Here is an 18338-nt window from a genome sequence, read left to right on the forward strand (position 1 = left end):
CGGATCACCCTTTCGTGGGCGTTTGTCCGTGATCCCGGTCATCCCCGGCCGGCGCGCAGGGCGGGTGCGCTGCAAGGACGGCGTCGCCGACGTGTCACGATGACGAGGCCCCACGATCCGCCGTGGTGTAACGGCAGCACCTCGGATTTTGGTTCCGATGGTCCAGGTTCGAATCCTGGCGGCGGAGCAGGCCGCTGACATGGGAACGGCCCAGCAGGGTCTCCCCGTCCGGGCCCCACACCGCTCCTGACATCCGGTTCCGACATCGACCGCCCTCGCCGAGCAGGCCGTCGTGTGCGCCCGGATGTGCCCCCTCCAGCAGCAGCCGACCGGCGTCGAGGAACGTCTCCCCTTCCGCCTCGACAACGGTGAAGGGGCCGGCCGGACCGACCACGCGCGTACCCCGATCGGGCCCCATGCGGGCCGGTGCGATGGCGCTCCCGCCGCGACCAGCTCCGGCCGCAGTCCGGGGAGCAGGTCCTCGAGAGTGTCGGCGCCTCGCGTGAGCAGACGTGGGCGCTGACCGCGGCATTGCCCCGGCGCGGCATGTACGTCGAGATCCTCGGCCTGCTCCGGACGGGCATCGGCGCGGGAGCGGCGGCGACGCCCCACCCCGGTCGGGTACCGGCGGGACGGAGGACCGGCTGGTCGGCGGGCCTCGACCGCTCGGCCCTCATCGCGTCTCCGGCGGCGGAGACGGCGGCGGCCCGACCCGGTCAGCGCCCCCGAGCCGCCATCGCAGCCGTCGACAGGGCTGCAGTGAAGGAGTCGATCGTCCAGGGCCAGGACAGCGCGGTCGGCGGCGAGACGGCGGCGACGTTCGCCGCCCCGACGACGGAGGCCACCTGCCCGCGCCCGAACTGCGGCACCAGCTCGGGGACCGGCCCGGCCTCGAACTCGCGGCGCTCGGCCTCCGTGGCGTGGTACATCAGCACCACGTCCGAGTCGATCCGGCCCGCCTCCTCGAAGCTCATGTCCAGCTCGTTCGCGGTCGCGCCGTAGGAGTCGACGACGAATCCGAGCTGGGCGAGCAGCTGCGCGCGCGGCTCGGACGCGGTGTAGACGATCAGCGCACCCTCGTAGGTCGTGGCGGCGGTGATCGTCAGGCCGACGAACTCGGGATGGGCCAGTGCCGCCGCGCGCGTCCGCTCGTCGAGCGCGGTGAGGACCCGCTCGCTCTCCGCCGGCCGGCCGAGCGCGTGCCCGGAGATCCGGATGACGTCGCGCCAGGGCGTCGCCCACGCCTCCCCGGGGTGTGCGACGGTCGGCGCGATCCGCGAGAGCACCGCGTACTGCTGCGTGGTGAGGCCGGCCTCGGTGGCCAGGATCAGGTCGGGACGCAGTGCCGCGATCTCCTCGGGCGCCGGATCGTCGGCGGCGCCGGAGGACAGCACGGCCGGTCGGGTGAGGTCGTGCGTCCGCAGGTGTTCGGCGGTCCAGGGGTGCAGTCCGGACTCGTCGCCCCCGTTGTCCCGGCCCTGAGGGACGGCGACCGGGACGACGCCGACCGCCAACGCAGCCTCGGCCGGCCCCCAGCCGAGTGTCACGACCCGGCCGGGGACGCCGGTGATCTCGGTCGTGCCGAAGGCGTGCGCGACGGACCTGTGGCCCACGCCGCCGTCGACCGGAGCCGGGGACGCCGGACCGCAGCCGGCGGCCAGCAGGCCGAGGAACGCGGCGGAGCCGGCCACGAACGCCCTGCGGTTCAGGTCGTCGTCGATCGGGAGAAGGAGGTCCGTCGCCATGTCAGCTCCATAGGTAAGCCTTGCCTGATCTGGCGATCGTGGCACGGACGGCGGTCGCGCGACAGGGCCGAACGTCCGATCGCGACGGTCGTGTCCGGACCGGGGCCCGCCCCGGGTCACGGGGTGGCGAGGAACCCTCGTGCACGGTGACCGTCACCGGCCCGGGCGCGGCGCGCAGCAGCTCCGTCGACGGCGGCGGCGTCACCGTGTCCGACGCCCCGACGTGCACCGCGACCGGCACCGTCACGGCCGCGAGCGGGGATCGAGTGCCCCGCCGCGACGACGGGCAGTGTGTCGCGGTCGGGGTGTGCCGCGAGCGCGTCGTGCAGCAGACCGACCCGCGTCCGCAGCTGCCCGGGCGTCACGGTCCCCGGCGCGAACCGTTCCGCGCGCGGGGCGAGGACGTCCCGGCCCGCGTCGCGCAGCGCACCGGTCAGCGTGGTGTAGCGGCCGGGGCCGCCGCCCGCCCCGGGACCGAACAGGACGATGCCGCGGTGCCGGGAGGGCGGGGTCGTCACGGCCCCACCGTGGCCACGGGGTCGCTACGCTCCGGCGGCGTGACCCACGCGACCGAACGCGCAGTCCCACCACCGGAGTCCCAGGACGTCACCGCCCCGCTCACCGCCGCGGCCGCCTTCCTCGTCCTGCGGGTGGGCGACGGGCCGGACTCCGACGCCAGGGTCCGGTCGACGCTCGCCGCGACCTCCGACCTCGTCAAGAACGTCCGCATCGGCGCCGACGGCGCGGCGTTCCACTGCACCGTCGGGATCGGGCACCGGGTGTGGGAACGGGTCGTCGGCGGGCCGCCGCCGCGCGAGCTCGCACCGTTCCGCGGGATCACCGGCGCGAGCCACACCGCCGTGGCCACCGAGGGGGACCTGCTCTACCACCTGCGGGCGGACACCACGGACCTGATCGTGCGGTTCGAGATGATGCTGCTGGAGGCCTTCGGCGACACCGTCACCACCGTCGACGAGACCGCCGGCTTCCGCTACCGGCACGGCCGGGACCTGCTCGACTTCGCCGACGGGACGGCCAACCCGGACGGGGCGGGCCTCCCGGCCGCGACCCTGGTCGGCGAGGAGGACCCGGCACACGCCGGCGGCAGCTACGTCGTCGTGCAGAGGTACCTGCACGACATGGCCGCCTGGCGCGGGCAGGACGTGGCCACCCAGGAGGAGATCGTCGGGCGGACCAAGTTCGACGGGGTGGAGCTGCCGGACGCCGAGGAGGGCCAGAAGTCGCACAAGACGCTGTGCACGATCACCGACGACGACGGCGTCGAGCACGACATCCTGCGGGACAACATGCCGTTCGCCGCGCCGGGACGGGGCGAGTACGGCACCTACTTCATCGGCTACAGCCGGCACCTGTGGGTGGTCGAGACGATGCTGCGGCGGATGTTCGTCGGCGACCCGCCGCCGTTGCACGACCGCATCCTCGACTACTCGACCCCGACGACGGGCTGCACGTTCTTCGTGCCGTCGCGGACGGTGCTGGACGGGCTCGACGGCTGACCCCGGACACGACGACGCCCCCGACCGGGATCCGGTCGGGGGCGTCGCGACGTGCGGGTCTCAGCTCTCCAGCGCGGCGTCCAGCGTGATCTCGACGCCGGTCAGCGCCTTCGACACGGGGCAGCCGGCCTTGGCGGCCTCCGCGGCCTTGGCGAAGCCGTCGGCGTCGATTCCGGTGACCTCACCGCGCACCGTCAGCGTGATGCCGGTCAGCTTGAAGCCGCCGTTGTCCTTGTCCGGGCCGAGGGAGACGTCGGCCGAGACGTCGAGGGACTCGGGGGTCCCACCCGCCTCGGCGATGTTCGCCGAGAGCTGCATCGCGTAGCAGGCGGAGTGCGCCGCGGCGATGAGCTCCTCCGGGCTGGTGGTGCCACCGGCGTCGTCCGCGGCGCGCTTGGGGAAGCTGACCTCGTAGGTACCGACCTTGGAGCTGGACAGCTCGACCTGGCCGGATCCCTGCTCCAGAGAGCCGTTCCATGCGGTGCGGGCGCTGCGCGTGGGCATCGTTACCTCCGTGTCGTGGGGACCGGTTTTGCACAACCGATCACTCGGCAGTCTTCTCCGCCCCAGCCGTTCCCGCCACCCCGGACCGCGAAACGCCTCCGGTCACTGCGGGACGTTGGTGACCTCGACCCGGTCGCCGACCTGCAGCGAGTTGAACCAGCGCTCGGCGTTCGCACGGGACAGCCGCACGCAGCCCGCGGACTCGGTCTCGGTGTTGCCCTCGTGGAAGGCGATGCCGCCGGGGGCGAAGAAGACCGCGAACGGCATCGGTGCGTTGTTGAACTCCGCGCTGCGGTGGTCCTTGTTCTTCCACTGGACCTGGAAGACGCCGGCCGGGGTGCGCTGGCCCTTCTTCCCGAACGACGCCGGGACCGGCCCGGCCTCGATCCTCCCGTCGCGGATCAGCCACGCCGTGCTGTTCGCGAGGTCGACGCAGGCGCGCGCGGCCGCCGAGCAGGGCGTCCCCTCGGCGCGGCCCGGACCGCTCCGGTCGGACTCCGTCGGCGCCGCGGACGCGGTCCCGATCATCCCGGCGGTCAGCCCGGCCAGCACCAGGGCCGCCACCGTGGCCAGGACCGTCATCACCCGGGGCCGCCGACGGCGTCCCTCGACCTCGCGCGTCATCGCACTCCGCTCATCATCGCGGACGGTGACCGATCGGTCACCGTCGTCTGAACGAGAGAACGAGACCGGTACCCGACCGGTTACCACCCGAAGGGTTGATCTTGGGTTTACGGCGGCGTCACCGCGGGCGTGACGGGCCCGCCGGGTCACCCGGGGCCGTCCCCGTACGATGCCGTACCGGCACGGCGCGTCCCGCGTCCTCCGCCCGGCACGGGCGGCGAGTCCGGCAGGAGGAACCGAACATGCCCGAACCCGACCGGGCCGGCACCGGTGACCGACCGGCACCCGGAACCGCGACGGTCGCAGCCGGCATCGTCCTCGCGGCGGGCGCGGGTTCACGGATGCGGTCGTCGACGCCGAAGGTGCTCCACGAGCTGGGCGGGCGCAGCATGCTCGGCCACGCGGTGCACGCACTGGCCGGTACCGCCCCCGAGCACCTCGTGGTCGTCGTCGGGCACGAGCGCGAGCGGGTGGAGCAGGCCGTCGACGGCATCTCCGCCGCCCTCGGGCGCACCGTCACCACCGCCGTCCAGGAGCAGCGCCTCGGCACCGGCGACGCGGTCCGCAGCGGCCTCACCCCGCTCCCCGCGGACCTGACCGGCACCGTCCTGGTCACCTACGGCGACGTCCCGCTGCTCGACACCGCGACCCTGTCCGCTCTGGTCACCGAGCACGCCGACCACGGCGCCGCGGTCACCCTGCTGACCTGCGAGGTCGCCGACCCCACCGGCTACGGCCGGATCGTGCGCACCGCCGACGGAGCCGTCACCGGGATCGTCGAGCAGACCGATGCGACAGCGGAGCAGCGTGCCATCGCGGAGGTCAACTCCGGCGTCTACGCCTTCGACGCCGCGTTCCTGCGCGCGGGCATCGCGGGCCTGGCCGCGCACAACGCGCAGCAGGAGCTCTACCTCACCGACCTGGTCGCCGCCGCCGTCGCCGCGGACCGGACGGTGCACGCCGTCCGCTGCGACGACGAGTGGCGCGTGCGCGGCGTGAACGACCGCGTCCAGCTCGCCGAGCTCGGCGCGGAGCTGAACCGCCGCGTGCTGCGGGAGTGGATGCTGGCCGGGGTCACCGTGGTCGACCCCGCCACCACCCGGGTCGACGTCGACGTGCGGCTCGCGCGCGACGTCGTCCTGCACCCGGGCACCCAGCTGCACGGCGCGTGCGAGGTCGACGAGGCCGCGGTGATCGGGCCCGACACCACGCTGACCGACACCGTCGTCGGGGCCGGCGCGAGCGTCGTCCGCACCCACGGGTCGGAGTCCCGGATCGGGCCCGGCGCCTCGGTCGGGCCGTTCGCCTACCTGCGCCCGGGCGCCGTCCTCGGCGAGCGCGGCAAGATCGGCACGTTCGTCGAGGTCAAGAACTCCGACATCGGCGCGGGCACGAAGGTCCCGCACCTGACCTACGTCGGGGACGCGACGATCGGCGAGATGAGCAACATCGGCGCCTCGTCGGTGTTCGTCAACTACGACGGCGTCCGCAAGCAGCGGACCGTCGTCGGATCCCACGTGAAGACCGGGTCGGACACCATGTTCATCGCCCCGGTCACGGTCGGGGACGGCGCCTACACCGGCGCCGGGACCGTGCTCCGCGACGACGTCCCGCCGGGGGCGCTCGCGGTGTCGGGTGGAGCACAGCGCACCATCGAGGGGTGGGTGCCGCGCAAGCGGCCCGGCACCCCCGCCGCCGAGGCGGCACAGCGGGCGGGCAGCGACCCGTCCACGAACGGCACGACCAGCAACGACGGCGCAGGTCACACCACCTCCGCCGGTACGACGGACCCGAGAGACCTCAGCCGAGGAGGCACCGCACGGTGAGCGCGATCGCAGGCACTCCCAAGAAGAACATGATGCTGTTCTCGGGGAGGGCGCACCCGGAGCTCGCCGAGCACGTGGCGAAGGAGCTCGACGTCACGGTCACCCCGCAGTCCGCCTACTCCTTCGCGAACGGTGAGATCTTCTGCCGCTTCGAGGAGTCGGTCCGCGGGAGCGACGCGTTCGTGATCCAGGCGCACTCCGCCCCGATCAACGACGCGATCATGGAACAGCTGATCATGGTCGACGCGCTCAAGCGCGGGTCGGCCAAGCGGATCACCGCGGTCATGCCGTTCTGGGGCTACGCCCGTCAGGACAAGAAGCACCGCGGCCGCGAGCCCATCTCGGCCCGCCTCGTCGCGGACATGTTCAAGACCGCCGGTGCCGACCGGATCCTGACCGTGGACCTGCACACCTCGCAGATCCAGGGCTTCTTCGACGGCCCCGTCGACCACCTGTTCGCGCTCCCGGTGCTCGCCCAGCACATCAAGAGCACCCGGCCGTCCGACAACTTCGCGGTCGTCTCCCCCGACTCCGGCCGGGTGCGCCTGGCCGAGCGCTGGGCCGAGACCCTCGGCGGGACCCCGCTGGCGTTCATCCACAAGACCCGCGACCCGCGCAAGCCTAACGAGGCCGTCGCGAACCGGGTCGTCGGTGAGATCGAGGGCCGCTGCTGCGTCGTCATCGACGACATGATCGACACCGGTGGCACCGTCGCGAAGGCGGTCGAGGTGCTCCTCAAGGAGGGCGCCTCGGACGTGATCGTGGCCGCCACCCACGGCGTTCTGTCCGGCCCGGCCACCGAGCGCCTCGCGAACTGCGGCGCGTCGGAGGTCATCTTCACCGACTCGCTGCCGATCCCGGCCGAGAAGCGGTTCGACAGCATGACCGTGCTCCCGATCGCCCCGCTGCTGGCCGAGGCGATCCACCAGGTGTTCGAGGACGGCTCGGTCACGAGCCTGTTCGACGGCAACGCCTGACCGTCTCAACGACGCCCCCTCTGACCTGCGGCGGTAACCGCTGGCAGGTCAGAGGGTCCGTCACCGGGACCGGCTGCCCGATCTCGTTGCGAGCCGCGGATCTCGGAGCCTTGAACCCGTGCTGCCGGCAGCAGCGGGGGCGAGTCACCCACCGCCTCACGGTCAGCCGGTCAGTTCGCTCGGGTCGAACCAGCTGGGCTGGTAGCCGGCCTTGGAACATTCGACCGTGGCTGTGGTGAACGCGGTCAGCAACGAGGTCATGTCCGGGATGTGGTCCACGCCGCTGACGCTGCTGTTCGCCGCGCCCTTCCCGATGATCGCGGCATCCCGCACCATCCCGGTCATCGCCGACCCCACGGCCTGAGACGCTCCGGCGATGGCCGTCGCCCCGTCGATCTCACCGTCCGGTGCGCCGATCGTCGTCAGGACCGATACCTGTGCAGCCAGCTGGATCGGGACCGCGTCCGCGTGCCCGCCGGACAGCATCAACTGCTTGTAGTAGCCGTTGTAGAAGGCCCCGCCCACGCGCTCGAGGTCTCCGCAGACCTGCTGATCCGTCGAGGACGCCGTGCTCACGGCTGGCGTGGAGGCAGACGAGGGCGCGGCACCCGTCGTGGATGTGCTCGCCCCCGTCGTCGCGGATCGCGCGATCACCCATGTGACCGATGCGGCGATGAGCGCACCGACGAGCAGCGCGGCGACGATCCACCACCAGCTGGAGCGGCGGGTCGGGGCTGCGGGAGCCGGTGGCGTGGGCGGCAGGCTCCAGACCGGACCAGCAGGCCCCCAGTGCTGCCGCGGTGACCCGTGGTGGCCCGGTCCCCATCCCGGCGGCGGACCGGCGTGCGGCCCTACGACCGGCGCGTTCGAGGGCGGAGCGGAGTTCGGCGGCGGGTTCATGCACCGTGTCTCGCGCCTCGGGCCCCGAATGCTGAGCCTTCGCTACGAAGATCCCCAATCCTGTGGATCTGCGTCCGACACCGGCGTCGCGCCCGCGATCACCTGCGGAGATCGTCTTGTTCAGCTCTCGCCGGCGCCGAGCCCGGCCAGACCCGGCGCCCCGGCCCGCCCGGTGGCGTCCTGCAGCCGCCGCAGCACGTCGTCGAACAGGGCGGCGTCGGAACCCAGCAGGTCCCGGTAGCGGTCCAGCACCCCGGCCGCCGCGGCGTCCCACTCCGCGAGTGCCGCGCGGCCCCGTCCGGTGGCGACGACGAGCACCCGGCGCCGGTCGACGACGTCGGGCCTGCGGTGCACGAGGTTCGCCGCGGTCATCCGGTCCACGAGCTTGGTCGCCCGCGGCGCCAGCAGCAGCGCGTGCTCGGCGACCACGCTCATCGTGCAGCCACCGCGCGAGGCGAGCAGGCCGAGCACCCGCCACTGGTCGACGTCGGACCCGCAGCCGCGCAGGGCCTCGTCGAGCTCCTGGTCCAGGGTCCGGCCCACCGCGCAGAGCAGGCGCAGCGACTCGTCCCCGGACGGTCGCACGTGCTCTGCGGGCTCCGACATGACCGCATCGTAACCGGACGTTTTCCGACGAGGCGCTAGGTGGGCGACGCCACGATGGATAGCGTCACCTGCATGACTCCGTTCCCGGACCCCGGGCGCGCGACGGCGGTGCCGGCGCGCGGGAGCGAGGTGCTCAACGTGGCGCTGGTCGTCCCGCTGCAGGGTCCGGCGGGCATCTTCGGCCCGTCCTGCGAGACCTGCGCGACGCTGGCCGCTGAGGAGGTCAACGCCGCGGGCGGGGTGCTCGGGCGGGAGCTGAACCTGGTGCCGGTCGACGGCGGCGCGCCACCCGCGGTCGTCGCCGCGGAGCTGGACGCGCTGGTCAGTGCCGGTGCCGTGGACGCGGTCACCGGCTGGCACATCTCGGCGGTCCGCGAGGCCGTCGCGCCCCGGATCCGCGGGCGGGTGCCCTACGCCTACACCGCCCTGTACGAGGGCGGTGAACAGCGACCGGGGCTGTTCCTGACCGGGGAGACCCCGGACCTGCAGCTGGGCCCGTCGCTGAGCTGGTTCGCCGAGGCCGCCGGGGTGCGCCGCTGGACGATCGTCGGCGACGACTACGTGTGGCCGCGCCGGTCCGCGCAGGTCGCGGCCGAGCACCTGCGCCGGATCGGCGGGACGGTCTGCGACGAGATGTACGTCCCGCTGGGCACCGAGGACTTCTCGCGCGTGCTGCGCCGGGTCGAGGCGAGCGGTTGCGACGCCGTCCTGATGCTGCTGATCGGCAACGACGCCGTCGAGTTCAACCGGGCGTTCTGCGCCCTCGGGCTGGACCGGGAGATCCTGCGGTTCAGCTCGCTGATCGAGGAGAACGTGCTGCTCGCCTCGGGGCCGGAGAACACCCGCGGCCTGCTCACCTCGGCCGGCTACTTCGAGGACCTGGCGACCGCGTCAGGGCTGGACTTCGCGGCGGCGCACGCCCACCGCTTCGGCCCGGACGCGCCGGTGCTCAACAGTCTCGGCGAGTCCTGCTACGAGGGCGTCCGGCTGCTGACCGAGCTCATGCGCCGGGCCGGGTCGCCGGAGGTCCCGGCGATGACCGCGGTGGCCGAGGGGCTGGCCTACGAGAGCCCGCGCGGAACCGTCGAGGTGCACGGGCGGCACCTGCGCCAGCAGGTGTTCCTCGCCGTCGCCGACGGGGTGACCTGGGACGTCGTCCAGCAACTCTGACGGGTGCGTTGACACCCCGGCCCGTCGGTCGTACTTTCCCAGGAAAATATTTCCTCGGATGCATGTCGGGCCGCCCGGCGTGCCGGGAGGTACGACCGTGGCGCTCTACGTCTACCGGTGCGGGGCCGACGGACCCGTCGAGGAACGGCACCCGATCGGCAGCGCCCCCGCGACGGTGCGCTGCCCCACCTGCGGGGAACAGTCCCCGCGCGTCATCACCGCACCGATGCTCGGCCTCGCCGACCGCGGCCGGATGGCCCTGATCGACCGCACCACGGCCACCGCCCACGAACCGCAGGTCGTCTCCGCCCCACCGCCGCGTCCGCTGCGCCCCGGCGGGCCGCCGCTGCACCCCGCCACCCGCGGTCTGCCGCGGCCCTGACCGCGTCGCGCCGCCCCGCGCCGACCGCTGCACCCCGTCCGCCCCGCCCGCGTCCGCACCGACCCCGGGAGTGTCCGATGCCCAGGAACGTCTTCCCCCTCGACAGCACCAAGACCTTCACCGACCAGCAGCTGACCGGCCACAACCGGTGGCACCCCGACATCCCGGCGCAGGTACACGTCAAGCCCGGGGACACGTTCCGGGTCGACTGCCGCGAGTGGTTCGACGGCGCCATCCACAACGACGACTCCGCCGACGACATCCTGAACGCACCGCTCGCCGGGGTGCACGTCCTGTCCGGGCCGATCGCCGTCGAAGGGGCGCAGCCGGGTGACCTGCTGATCGTCGACATCCTCGACGTCGGGCCGATCCCGCAGGAGGACTCCGGGCCGCTGGCCGGGCAGGGCTGGGGCTACACCGGTGTGTTCGCCACCCGCAACGGCGGCGGCTTCCTCACCGAGCAGTTCCCCGACGCCTACAAGGTCATCTGGGACTTCCAGGGCGGGACGGCCACCTCCCGGCACGTCCCGGGGGTGTCGTTCACCGGGATCGTCCACCCCGGGCTGATGGGGACGGCGCCGTCGCCCGAGCTGCTCGGCCGCTGGAACGCCCGAGAGCAGGCGCTGATCGACACCGACCCGGAGCGGGTGCCGCCGCTGGCCCTGCCGCCGAACCCGGACTCGGCGATCCTCGGCTCGCTGACCGGCGCCGACTTCGACCGGGCCGCCGCGGAGGCCGCGCGCACCGCACCGCCCCGGGAGAACGGCGGCAACCAGGACATCAAGAACCTCACCAAGGGCAGCCGGGTCTTCTACCCGGTGTTCGTCGACGGCGCGAACCTGTCGATGGGCGACCTGCACTTCTCCCAGGGCGACGGCGAGATCACCTTCTGCGGCGCGATCGAGATGGGCGGGTTCATCGACCTGCACGTCGACGTCATCAAGGGCGGCATGGCGACCTACGGCGTCTCCGAGAACGCGATCTTCGTGCCGGGCAACACCGACCCGCAGTACAGCGAGTGGATCGCGTTCTCCGGCACCTCGGTCACCCTCGACGGCGAGCAGCGCTACCTCGACTCGCACCTGTCGTACCAGCGGGCCTGTCTGCACGCGATCGACTACCTGACAAACTTCGGCTACTCCCCGATCCAGGCCTACATGATCCTCGGGGCGGCGCCGATCGAGGGCAGGCTGTCCGGCGTGGTCGACATCCCGAACTCGTGCTCGACGGTCTACCTGCCGACCGGGATCTTCGACTTCGACGTCAAGCCCGGCAAGAACGGCCCGCACCGCATCGACCCGGGCCAGGGCGTCCCGCACTCGGCGGCCTGACCAGCGGGGTCCGTGGCCGTCCCGGGGGCTGGCCCCGGGACGGCCACGGGCCTGGCGTACTCTTCTCGGCATCTCCGCGGCGAGGGCGGGTGCACTCTTGACCCGCCGTGATCGACGTGGGCCGATCCCGGTCGGCTCCTCGCCGCGCGCGCCTTCCACCGCAGACAGTTCGAGGAGCAGTTCCCGTGGCCCAGACCCGCATTCCCGCCGAGACCCGGACCGAGTTCGGCAAGGGCGCCGCCCGCCGCACCCGTCGCGCCGGCAAGATCCCCGCCGTCCTCTACGGCCACGGGACCGACCCCGTCCACCTGTCGCTGCCGTCGCTGCAGTTCGCCGCGGTCGTCCGCGAGCAGGGCCGCAACGCCGTGCTGGAGCTCGACGTCGACGGCAGCAGCCCGCAGCTCGCGCTGACCAAGACCGTGGTCGTGCACCCGCTGCGCCCCTACATCGAGCACGTCGACCTGCTCGTCATCAAGCGTGGCGAGAAGGTCGAGGTCGAGCTCGACGTCGTCGTCACCGGCGAGGCCGTCCCCGGCTCGCTGGTCACCCAGGACCTCAACACCGTCCTGGTCGAGGCCGACGTGCTGAACATCCCGGAGAACATCGAGATCTCCGTGGAGGACGCCGAGATCGGCACCCAGTACTTCGCCAAGGACCTGAAGCTCCCCGGTGGTGTCGAGCTGCGCACCGACGAGGAGTACCTCGTCGTGCAGGTCGTCCCGGCCCCGACCGAGGAGGACCTCGAGGCCGAGATCGACGCCGAGGGCGCCGGTGTGGTCGAGGAGCCGTCCGACGAGGAGCAGGCCGCCGACGCCGAGGCCGAGGGCGACTCCGCCGAGGGTTCCGCGGACTCCGAGGCCGACTCCGAGTCCTCCGACAAGTGAGCCCCGTGCCGGGGCCGGCCCTCGTCGTCGGACTCGGGAACCCGGGGCCGGACTACGAGGGCACCCGGCACAACGTCGGTACCCGCGTCGCCGCACTGCTGGCGGCGCGGGCCGGCGCCGGCCGGTTCTCCGCGCACAAGCGGTCGAACTCCGACATCGCGCAGGGCCGGCTCGCCGGTCGCCCGGTGACCGTGGCCGTCCCCAGGACGTACATGAACCTCTCGGGCGGCCCGGTCGCCGGGCTCGTGCAGTACTTCTCGATCCCGCCGACCGAGGTGATCGTCGTCCACGACGAGCTGGACCTCGACTTCGGCGTGGTCCGCCTCAAGCGCGGTGGTGGCGAGGGTGGGCACAACGGCCTGCGCTCGATCAGCAAGGCGCTCGGCACGAAGGACTACCTGCGCGTGCGGTTCGGCATCGGCCGGCCGCCGGGTCGTCAGGATCCGGCGGACTACGTGCTCAAGCGGTTCTCCGGCGTGGAGAACAAGGAGCTGGACCTCGGTCTGGACCTCGCCGCGGACGCCGCCGAGGCCCTGTTGTCCGAGGGCCTGGAGTCGGCGCAGAACCGGTTCCACCCGCTGTCGGGCTGAGCCCGTCCTCCACGGGAGCCCCGGTCCCTCCGCAGGGACCGGGGCTCCCGTGCGTCCGGGTCAGCGACGGGCGGTGAGCAGGTCCGCCGTCGCGGCGCGGCGCAGCTTCCCCGACGGCGTCTTCGGCAGGCTCCCCGGGGCCAGCACCGCGACCTCGGCCGGTCGCACCCCCACCGCGGAGACGACGCGGCGGATCACGTCGTCGCGGATGGCACGCACCGCCTCGGGGCCGTCGGCCCCCTTCGCCTCGACGGCGACGGCGAACGACTCCCGGTGCCGCCCGTCACCTGCCGGGATCCGGACCGCGACGACGTTGCCCGCGCGCACGCCCTCGACCGCACCGGCGGCCCGCTCGATGTCGGTCGGGTAGATGTTGCGCCCACCCATGATGATCACGTCCTTGGTGCGGCCGCACACCACGACGGCGCCGTCGGGGGTCAGGTAGCCCTCGTCGCCGGTGTCGAACCAGCCGTCGCGGTCCTGGGTGGACACCGGGCCGTCGACGGTGAGGTAGCCGGGCGTCACGGCGTCGCCGCGCAGGTGCAGCACCCCGACCTCCCGGGGGCCCAGCACGCGACCGCCGCTGCCGACGACCTTCACCTCGATCCCGGGCAGCGGCGGTCCGAGCTCGGGGAACTCCCGCACCGGACCGGTGCCCGCGGGTTCGGCGCGCCGGTGCGTCTCCAGGGACTCGGCGTCGACCCGGTCCACCGTCAGCCCGGTGTGGACGGGCGCGAAGGACACCCCGAGCGCGGTCTCCGCCATCCCGTAGGCACACAGGACCGACTCCGGTCGCAGTCCGAAGCGGGCACCGGCGTCGGTGAACGCCGCGACGGCCGCCGGGTCCACCGGCTCGGCGCCGTTGAGCGCCAGCCGCAGCGAGGAGAGGTCGAGCGCGCCGTCGTCGACCCGGGCGAGCTGGCGGGCCAGCACGGCGTAGGCGAAGTTCGGGGCCGCGGTGACGGTGCCGCCGTAGGACGAGATCAGCTCGGCCCACAGCCGCGGGCGGCCCAGGAAGTCCGCGGGGGTGACGGTCACCAGGTCCAGCCCGACCGTCATCGGGACGGTCAGGAACCCGACCATCCCCATGTCGTGGAACAGCGGCAGCCACGACACCATCCGGTCGGTCGCGACGTCCAGAGCGGACGCGGTCACCATCGCCCCGATGTTGGCGTGCAGGTTCGCGTGGGTGATCCGCACCGCCTTCGGGGCGGCGGTCGAACCGCTCGTGAGCTGCAGCAGCGCGGTGTCGCCCTCGTCGGCGACGGCGGCGTCCGCGACGAACGCGGCGGGGTCGCCGGTCAGCGAGTCGAGCATCCGGAACGGGACGCCCCGCTCGGTCAGCACCGGCGCGAGCGCGTCGAAGGGCGGGCCGAGCAGCACCATCGCGGCGTCGACCATGCCCAGGGTGGTCACGGTGTCGGCGGCCCACTCGGCGAGGTCGGTGCGCGGGGTCGGCTGGTGCAGCATCGTCACGCTGCCGCCGCACAGCCACACCGCCTGCGCGGCGGGGGCGATCGCCGCGGGCTCGCCGGCCAGCACCCCGACGGCACCGCCGAAGGGCAGGGCCGGGCCGCCGTCCTCGCCGGGGCGTCGCAGGGCGTCCGCGATCCCGCGGGCCGTCTCGTGCACCTCCGCCCAGGAACGCCGCACGGGATCGTGCGGCTCCCCCGTCGTCATCCCACGGGCGAGCCCGCCGGGAACGGTCGCGGACTCCAGCAACGTCGCCAGGAATCGGGACATGGGCCCGAATGTAGCGACGAACCGCCCGTGCGGGGCGGCACGATCGACGACCGGCCGTACGCGACGCGCCGCGGCGTAGCATCCGGGCGCATGGCCGAGCCGCACACCGCCCCCGCTCCCGCCGACCTCTCCGCCGCCGTCGACGCCGTCCTCCCGGGCGCGCGCACGGACCTCGAGGCGCTGGTCCGCATCCCGAGCATCTGGGCCGACCCGGCACACGCCGAGGACACCCGCCGCTCCGCGGACGCCGTCGCGACGCTGGCCCGCGACGCGGGCGCCGCCTCGGTCGAAATCATCTCCGCCGACGGCGGGGCCCCGGCCGTCGTCGCGCACTGGCCCGCACCCGAGGGCATGCCGACGGTCATGCTCTACGCCCACCACGACGTCCAGCCCACCGGCGGCGACGACGAGTGGACCAGCCCGCCGTTCACCCCGACCGAGCGCGACGGGCGGCTCTACGGCCGTGGCGCCGCCGACGACAAGGCCGGCGTCATGACCCACCTCGCCGTGCTCCGCGCCTACGAGGGACGGCCGCCGGTCGGGGTCGTGCTGTTCATCGAGGGCGAGGAGGAGTCCGGTTCCCCCACGCTGACCGCGCTCCTGGCCGAGCACCGCGACAAGCTCTCCGCCGACGTCATCGTGATCGCCGACGCCGCCAACCCGGCCGTCGACGTCCCGGCGCTGACCACCAGCCTGCGCGGCCTGGTCGACGTCGTCGTCGAGGTGTCGATGCTGGAGCGCCCGGTCCACTCCGGGGTCTACGGCGGCCCGGTCGGGGACGCGCTGACCGCGCTGTGCCGCACCCTGGCCACCCTGCACGACGACAAGGGCGAGGTCGCCGTCCCCGGCCTGGTGCGCGGCAGCTCCGACGCGCCCGACCCGGACGAGGCGACCTACCGCTCCGACGCGGGCCTGCTCGACGGCGTCGAGCTGCTCGGCACCGGCTCGATCCCGGACCGGGTCAACCACGCCCCCGCCGTCGCGGTGCTGGGGATCGACGCGCCGAAGGTCGCCGAGGCCTCGAACGTGCTGCTCCCCCGTGCCCGCGCGATGGTCAGCATGCGGCTGGCCCCCGGCCAGGACGCCCGCGAGGCCCAGCGCGCTCTCGCGGAGCACCTGGAGGGCAACGTCCCGTGGGGCGCGCACGTGTCGGTGACCCCGGGCGGCGGCGTCGCCGAGCCGTTCAGCCTGTCGTCGGCCGGCGAGGTCTACGACCACGCCCGCGCCGCGTTCTCCGCCGCCTACGGCAACGACGCGGTCGAGACCGGCATCGGCGGGTCCATCCCGTTCATCGCCGAGTTCGCCCGGACGTTCCCGGGGGCGGCGGTGCTGGTCACCGGCGTCGGGGATCCGGCCAGCCGCTGGCACGGCATCGACGAGAGCCTGCACCTGGGCATGTTCGGGCGCGGGGTGCTGGCGGAGGCCCTGCTGCTCGACCGGCTCGCCGGGCGCGGCTGAGCGCCGCGCCCGGTCCGGTCACAGCGGGGCCACGACCGGCACCGCCGCCCCCTCCAGCGCCGACGCCGCCGACGCCGCGGTCGTCTCCCGCCGTGCCGCGTCGTCGGTGCCCAGCAGGGCGAGCACGCCGCGCCTGCCGTGCAGCGGCTGCGCCGGCCCGGTGACCCCGGCCGCGGCCAGCCGGGCCGCGGTGACACCGTCGACCACCGCGTCGGCCCGGGGCCGTGCGTGCGTCCCACCGCCTCCCGCGTCGCCCGCCACCCCGGTGACCTGGGTGGCGGAGAGCCCGAGGGCGTGCAGCACGACCCGGGCCGACGAGCCCGCCGCGACGGCGGCCGCCAGCGCCGCGGCCACCCGGGTGACCGCACGGGAGGGCACCTCCAGCACCCGCGCCAGGTCGAGGGCGACGCCGGCTCCGGCGACGGCGGGTGCCACCGCGTCGGTGCCGTCCCCGCAGGCCAGGGCGGCGGCCACCGCCGCGGTGATCGCCGGGTCGTGCTCGCCCCCCAGCGCGTGCGCCACCACCAGGGCCCGGCGGCGCGGATCGGCCTCGTGCGGGGCGTCGTCCAGGGCGGACCGTCCCCGGTCGACCAGGTGGGCCAGCAGCTCCGCGGCCCGCGGGCCGGGCCGGACCGCGCGCTCCGCGACGAGCTCGGCCAGTGCCGGGTCGGCTCCGGCGACCGGAACCGTGGACTCCGGGGCGCGGCGGGGCAGCGCCCGGTCGGGCGTGGTCGCGGCCAGCAGCGCGGGCACCCAGCCGGGGCCGGTGGCCCGGCAGGCCCGGTCCAGCTCCGCGGCGCGCCCGGGCAGGACCGGCTCGACCAGCGCGCGGGCCTTCGCCGCCAGGTCGTCGTCGGTCATCGGGCGGGCCAGGCTCCCCCGGACGTGCTTGACGTCGTGGTGACGCCACTCGCCCCCGACCCGGACCCGCAGCCGGGCGGCGTCGCGGGCGCAGTCGTCGAGGGCCTCGAACCGGACCAGCGAGCGCAGCCGGACGGCCTCGTCGCTGCGCACCAGGTCGTCGTCGTAGGCGGGGAGGCCGACCTGCCCGAGGAGGAGTCCCGCCGCGATCCCGTGCGCGGTGGAGAAGCGGGCCTGCAGCCCGTCGGCGGGGTCGGGGTTGCCGGTGAGCTCGGGGACGAGCGGGTGGCAGACGAGCTCGATCTCCTCGATCACGCGGGTGTCACCGGCCGGGAGCCCGCTGTGCAGGGCCTCGGCGGCCTCGATCGCCGGGTGGGTCACGATGCCGCAGGGGTAGGGCTTGAACGTGTTGGCGCACAGCTCCCACCGGGTGCCGAGGTCGTCGAGGAGCTCGCCGGGCCGGAACGCCCCGCCGGCGAGCCGGGTCGCGAGTCCCGCCGGGCCGGTGAGGACGTCACCCGGCCACGGGGCGTCGTCCACGGCCGCCTGCACCGCACGCAGCCCGACGACGGCCGCCTGCCCGGGGTGGAAGGGCTTGGTCATCGAGCCGAAGCCCTCCCGGTTGCCGACCGGGCCGCTCGCCGCGAGCGCCACCGCGACGGCGAGGCGGTCGGCGTCGAGCCCCCGCAGCAGGCCCGCCGTGACCGCGGCACCGACCGGGCCGCAGGTGCCGGTGATGTGCCATCCGGCGTCGTAGTGCTCGGGCGAGATCGCGTTGCCCAGCCGCAGCTGCGCCTCGACGCCCCAGGCCACGGCGGTGAGCACCTCGTCGGCGTCGCGGGCTGCCGGCCCGTCCTGCAGGGCGACCAGCGTCGCCAGCTCGACGGCGCCGGGGTGGATCACGGTGCGCAGGTGGGTGTCGTCGAAGTCGTCGAGGTGCGCGGCGAGCCCGGTGGCCAGGGCGGCGTCGAGCGGACGGAGACGCTCGGGACGGCCCGGGACGACCGCCGTCCCGCCGGGCGCCATCGCGGTGGACACCGCGACGACCGCGTCCACGGCCGGGGCGCCGGCCGCGCCGACGGCGGTGGCGACGACGTTGGCGACGGTGCGCCGGGCGGCGGCGAGCACCTCGTCCGGCAGCGGACCGGTCCGGTCGAGGATCCGGCGGACGAGGGCCTGCAGGGGGTGGGACACGGTTGTCTCCTGGGTCGTGGGGTGCG

General features: G+C 74.1%; 17 protein-coding genes and 1 tRNA gene. 10 read left to right on the plus strand and 8 right to left on the minus strand.

Features of this window, described 5'->3' with window-relative positions; all coding sequences use genetic code 11:
• The first annotated feature begins 116 nt into the window (after positions 1-116).
• Positions 117-187: transfer RNA gene (locus tag KPF22_RS25985), tRNA-Gln, on the plus strand.
• 529 nt (positions 188-716) lie between these two features.
• On the opposite strand, the gene KPF22_RS25990 is transcribed toward KPF22_RS25985, so the two are convergent.
• Positions 717-1745: an ABC transporter substrate-binding protein gene (locus KPF22_RS25990; protein ID WP_224403539.1), complete on the minus strand. Its 1029-nt coding sequence runs from the start codon at positions 1743-1745 to the stop codon at positions 717-719.
• A 116-nt stretch (positions 1746-1861) separates the two neighbouring features.
• On the minus strand, positions 1862-2263 hold the full coding sequence (locus KPF22_RS33340) for a hypothetical protein (protein WP_224403540.1): 402 nt from the start codon (positions 2261-2263) through the stop codon (positions 1862-1864).
• A 39-nt stretch (positions 2264-2302) separates the two neighbouring features.
• Between KPF22_RS33340 and KPF22_RS33345 the strand changes: the two genes are divergently transcribed.
• Positions 2303-3262 carry a Dyp-type peroxidase gene (locus tag KPF22_RS33345; protein WP_224403541.1) on the plus strand — a complete coding sequence of 320 codons (960 nt, stop codon included), beginning with the start codon at positions 2303-2305 and terminating at the stop codon, positions 3260-3262.
• Positions 3263-3322: 60 nt separating this feature from the next.
• Here the strand turns inward: KPF22_RS33345 and KPF22_RS26005 are convergent, their stop codons facing one another.
• A complete protein-coding gene (locus tag KPF22_RS26005) occupies positions 3323-3766 on the minus strand; it encodes an OsmC family peroxiredoxin (protein ID WP_224403542.1) in 444 nt (147 codons plus the stop codon).
• A 102-nt stretch (positions 3767-3868) separates the two neighbouring features.
• Entirely contained in the window at positions 3869-4390 is a 522-nt protein-coding gene (locus KPF22_RS26010; protein WP_224403543.1) for a L,D-transpeptidase, read from the minus strand.
• A gap of 341 nt (positions 4391-4731) precedes the next feature.
• Between KPF22_RS26010 and glmU the strand changes: the two genes are divergently transcribed.
• Together glmU and KPF22_RS26020 are read left to right on the plus strand one after the other, a co-directional pair.
• Complete coding sequence (gene glmU / locus KPF22_RS26015) at positions 4732-6216, plus strand: bifunctional UDP-N-acetylglucosamine diphosphorylase/glucosamine-1-phosphate N-acetyltransferase GlmU (protein WP_374107539.1); 1485 nt, start codon at positions 4732-4734, stop codon at positions 6214-6216.
• Positions 6213-7193 (plus strand): ribose-phosphate diphosphokinase, encoded by a 981-nt coding sequence (locus tag KPF22_RS26020; RefSeq protein WP_208818775.1) that lies wholly within the window; start codon positions 6213-6215, stop codon positions 7191-7193. Before glmU ends, KPF22_RS26020 begins: the two co-directional genes overlap by 4 nt.
• Before the next feature lie 162 nt (positions 7194-7355).
• On the opposite strand, the gene KPF22_RS26025 is transcribed toward KPF22_RS26020, so the two are convergent.
• Entirely contained in the window at positions 7356-7769 is a 414-nt protein-coding gene (locus KPF22_RS26025) for a hypothetical protein (RefSeq protein ID WP_224403545.1), read from the minus strand.
• A 444-nt stretch (positions 7770-8213) separates the two neighbouring features.
• Positions 8214-8699, minus strand: a complete 486-nt coding sequence (locus KPF22_RS26030) for a MarR family transcriptional regulator (RefSeq protein WP_208818773.1) — start codon at positions 8697-8699, stop codon at positions 8214-8216.
• A gap of 72 nt (positions 8700-8771) precedes the next feature.
• Here KPF22_RS26030 and KPF22_RS26035 point away from each other — a divergent pair, with 72 nt between their 5' ends.
• The 5 genes from KPF22_RS26035 (at position 8772) to pth (ending at position 13056) form a co-directional block, all read left to right on the plus strand.
• Positions 8772-9869, plus strand: coding sequence for a substrate-binding domain-containing protein (locus KPF22_RS26035; RefSeq protein WP_224403546.1), 1098 nt, complete (start codon positions 8772-8774; stop codon positions 9867-9869).
• Between the two features lie 97 nt (positions 9870-9966).
• On the plus strand, positions 9967-10251 hold the full coding sequence (locus tag KPF22_RS26040) for a zinc ribbon domain-containing protein (RefSeq protein WP_208818771.1): 285 nt from the start codon (positions 9967-9969) through the stop codon (positions 10249-10251).
• Between the two features lie 77 nt (positions 10252-10328).
• Positions 10329-11582 (plus strand): formamidase, encoded by a 1254-nt coding sequence (gene fmdA / locus KPF22_RS26045; RefSeq protein WP_178374498.1) that lies wholly within the window; start codon positions 10329-10331, stop codon positions 11580-11582.
• A gap of 185 nt (positions 11583-11767) precedes the next feature.
• Complete coding sequence (locus tag KPF22_RS26050) at positions 11768-12466, plus strand: 50S ribosomal protein L25/general stress protein Ctc (RefSeq protein WP_208818769.1); 699 nt, start codon at positions 11768-11770, stop codon at positions 12464-12466.
• On the plus strand, positions 12463-13056 hold the full coding sequence (pth, locus tag KPF22_RS26055) for an aminoacyl-tRNA hydrolase (protein ID WP_208818768.1): 594 nt from the start codon (positions 12463-12465) through the stop codon (positions 13054-13056). Before KPF22_RS26050 ends, pth begins: the two co-directional genes overlap by 4 nt.
• Positions 13057-13116: 60 nt before the next feature.
• Here the strand turns inward: pth and KPF22_RS26060 are convergent, their stop codons facing one another.
• The gene (locus KPF22_RS26060) at positions 13117-14799 is read right to left on the minus strand and encodes a fatty acyl-AMP ligase (protein ID WP_224403547.1); all 1683 of its coding nucleotides are present in this window, start codon (positions 14797-14799) and stop codon (positions 13117-13119) included.
• 90 nt (positions 14800-14889) lie between these two features.
• On the opposite strand from KPF22_RS26060, the gene KPF22_RS26065 reads away from it, so the two are divergent.
• A complete protein-coding gene (locus tag KPF22_RS26065) occupies positions 14890-16257 on the plus strand; it encodes a dipeptidase (protein ID WP_224403548.1) in 1368 nt (455 codons plus the stop codon).
• A gap of 18 nt (positions 16258-16275) precedes the next feature.
• On the opposite strand, the gene KPF22_RS26070 is transcribed toward KPF22_RS26065, so the two are convergent.
• Positions 16276-18312 carry an MmgE/PrpD family protein gene (locus tag KPF22_RS26070; protein WP_224403549.1) on the minus strand — a complete coding sequence of 679 codons (2037 nt, stop codon included), beginning with the start codon at positions 18310-18312 and terminating at the stop codon, positions 16276-16278.
• Between the last annotated feature and the right edge of the window lie 26 nt (positions 18313-18338).

Source organism: Pseudonocardia sp. ICBG1034 (assembly GCF_020131375.1).
GTDB classification, from domain to species: Bacteria; Actinomycetota; Actinomycetes; order Mycobacteriales; family Pseudonocardiaceae; genus Pseudonocardia; species Pseudonocardia alni.